A 3,098-nucleotide genomic window follows, 5' to 3' on the forward strand; every position below is an offset into this window, starting at 1 on the left:
CGTTGAAATTGATGACCCTGGATTGTTAATCCCCCGCAAAGTCCAGGTTGAAGCTAATCAATCGGGTTTAATTGGTGCTACCAATGTGGATATCATGCCCCTAGGACAATTACCTGCAACTGCTCAAAGTCTTACACCCTTCGGAGCACAATGTAATTCTGCCCTAGTTATTTGTGAAGAAGATCAGATTAATGGTGATGTGGGTTCCACCTTTGCTGACCTTCTACGGAACGGAAATCGCATTGCTGAACTCTTCGGTGATCCAGCCTTTTTTGACAAAATCAATAGCCTTGCGGAAAATGCCTCCAATGCAGCTAGAGACGTTTCAGAACTTAGCAAAGAGATGACCCAGTTGTCCCGCATCGTGCGGCAAGAGGTAGCAGGCTTGTCCAACGCAACGAATGCTGTGACCAGTGCGGCCAATCAAACATCTAGTCTAATCGGGTTGGCAACCAGTAGCATTTCTAGTACCTCCGAGCAATACAGCCAAACGGCAAGGGAACTCAATCAGTTGATCACCTCTGCCAATCAACTATTGGTCAGCAATCGGGGAAATTTGGTCACCACCTTGGATAGCATCTCTCAGGCCAGTGAAGATCTGCGTATACTGACCAGCAACTTAACCGTTACCGCGAATCGGGTTAACTCAGCGGTTTATCAAACGGATGTATCACAAATGCTGCGGAACTTAGAAAACCTATCAGCTAATGCTGCCCAAGCATCTGCTAACTTACGTAATGTTTCCAATACTCTCAACAGTCCCACTAATTTACTGGTATTGCAACAAACCCTCGACTCAGCACGAGTTACCTTTGAAAATGCCCAAAAGATTACCGCTGACCTAGATGATCTGACTGGGGATCCAGCGTTTCGCCGCAATGTCAAGGATTTAGTTAATGGACTCAGCGGCTTAGTGTCTTCTACCGAGCAGCTGCAACAGCAGGCTCTGATATCTCAACAACTGGAAGCTCTCAATACTGCTATAGATACAGCTTCGTCTAATGAGCTGGCTAAAACTCCTCCCATCCCTAAGTCCCCCCCTAAGATCGATCTACCTAAGATAGATCCAATAGCTCCCGCTGATCAGAACCTTAAACCGAATCAAGAAAAACAGATCTTTAAGCTTTTACCCCCAGCCCCTAGGAAATCGGTTAAATGAAATTAATCTAGTAAAGGGAGCAGGGAGCAGGGAGCAGGGAACAGTGGTAAGAGGCCGTATTCAGTAAATTTTGTTAGTTGAAGAGCCTAATTTTGTTTTTACAGTAAGCTTTCTGAGTTTTTTAACTGGAAATTTATCATAAAAGGTACTGAAAAACCAACATGATTTTTTCCCACTCCCTACTCCCTACTCCCTACTCCCTACTCCCTATTCCCGACTTCAGCAAAGAAGTCTTAAGTCCAGTCATCCTGGCTCCCACAACTGTTGTCTCGTCTATACGCGAGACCGGCTTGATGAATCTGAAGGGTTTTCTCAAAAAGCTGTTGTTCTGTCAGTTGCCATCGCTGAAGCAATAAATCCAAGTCTCTTTGAATGGCCCTAGCACCGGGAAAGCTGTCATAGCGAATCCGCAGTCGGGCTAATTCCGCCAAGTTGTATTCATTGGGTTGTTGTTGTAAAAGACGGTTAACTATTTCGCGATCGCGTTTTTCCTGAGGATGTTGCTGGTCTTGATTTCCTACCATCTCAGTCAAGGCTTCCATGCTTGCTTGAACATCAATCACTACTTATACCAAAGGGAACAGGTAACAGGTAACAGGGAATCGGGAATCGGGAATCGGGAATCGGGAATCGGGGTAAGAGTGTGGGGAGATAGGGGACAGGTAATACTGATATTTTGCACTATTTACAATTACTTAAAAATAGTATATCTAATGCTTAAAGATAATAAGTTATAGTTTTTTTAAACATTAGATATACTTGGTTGTTTTTTGAAAAAATAGCACTACGCATTAAGGTGTTTGACATTCCTAAACTCCGAAACTTAGTCATACCTGACTTGTGACTTGTGACTTCTGACTTGCGCGTAGCACTATAAACAGATGTTACTCTGACCAACAGTGCCGGGAAATCTAAGACTGAGACTAATCGGCCAGGCCTATCCATGGAACGCGATCGCATCCCCTTTGCCCACAAAGCTAATCCCTTATCTAGCTCCGACGACAGCACCAATCCCCTCATACCAAGCCGACCCAGAGAAACCATTTCACTAATGCAATTGGGCTTACTGGGATTGCTCGAAGTTAGTAGTCTATGTTTATTACTCGCCTCACCCACCCTCGCTCAAATTACCCCAGATAGTACCTTGGGGGATGAAAATTCTCAAGTTACTCCCAATCAGACTATCCGTGGTGCCGCAGCGGATTTAATCGAAGGGGGAGCAATACGAGATAGTAACTTATTCCACAGTTTGATCGAATTTAATGTTGGTAATGGTCAACGAGTGTATTTTGCTAATCCCGATGGCATTACTAATATTTTGACTCGTGTCACCGGTAGCACCCTCTCTCAAATTCTGGGCACCTTGGGAGTAAACGGTAGCGCTAATTTATTTTTGCTTAATCCCAATGGTATTGCATTTGGACCAAATTCTCGGTTAGATGTAGCAGGCTCCTTTGTTGCTAGCACTGCTGATAGTGCGGTATTTGACAATGGTTTCAATTTTAGCGCTAGTAATCCACAGGCCCCACCATTGTTAACCATCAATATTCCCATCGGTTTGCAATATGGTAGCAATCCTGGTTCAGTAAACGTGACAGGAGCTACCTTAACGATCGAGACTGGGCAAACCATGGCCTTACTTGGGGGTGAAGTTAACCTCAATGGTGCCACCCTTCAAGTGCCAGGGGGACGGGTAGAATTAGGAGGATTATCCAGTCGAGGAACCGTTACGCTCAATGGCGCAACATCCGTAAGTTTTCCCGATGGAGTCCAACCAGCTGATATTTCCTTGACTAACAGTAGCTTAGTAGATTTGACACTCCCCGCCCTGGAAGGACGGGGATTCTTGTTTCAACGAGGTGACTTGTTATCCCTTGCCGGAGCCAGGAAAAATAGAGGTCTCCTCTCCCCAAGCGTAGTTGGTCTTTGACCTAGGTTT

General features: G+C 45.0%; 3 protein-coding genes. 2 read left to right on the forward strand and 1 reads right to left on the reverse strand.

Annotated features, from left to right (window positions below; translation table 11 throughout):
* Window positions 1–1,159: MCE family protein (locus F6K20_RS31395; protein WP_287297340.1), on the forward strand; the 1,159-nt coding region annotated here is incomplete at its 5' end.
* A 233-nt stretch (window positions 1,160–1,392) separates the two neighbouring features.
* Here the strand turns inward: F6K20_RS31395 and F6K20_RS31400 are convergent.
* Window positions 1,393–1,701, reverse strand: a complete 309-nt coding sequence (locus F6K20_RS31400) for a DUF3288 family protein (protein ID WP_008186955.1) — start codon at window positions 1,699–1,701, stop codon at window positions 1,393–1,395.
* Window positions 1,702–2,102: 401 nt separating this feature from the next.
* On the opposite strand from F6K20_RS31400, the gene F6K20_RS31405 reads away from it, so the two are divergent.
* The gene (locus F6K20_RS31405; protein WP_287297342.1) at window positions 2,103–3,089 is read left to right on the forward strand and encodes a filamentous hemagglutinin N-terminal domain-containing protein; all 987 of its coding nucleotides are present in this window, start codon (window positions 2,103–2,105) and stop codon (window positions 3,087–3,089) included.
* The last annotated feature ends 9 nt before the right edge of the window (window positions 3,090–3,098 follow it).

The sequence above is a fragment of the Moorena sp. SIO2C4 genome (genome assembly GCF_010672485.1).
GTDB lineage: Bacteria > Cyanobacteriota > Cyanobacteriia > Cyanobacteriales > Coleofasciculaceae > Moorena > Moorena producens.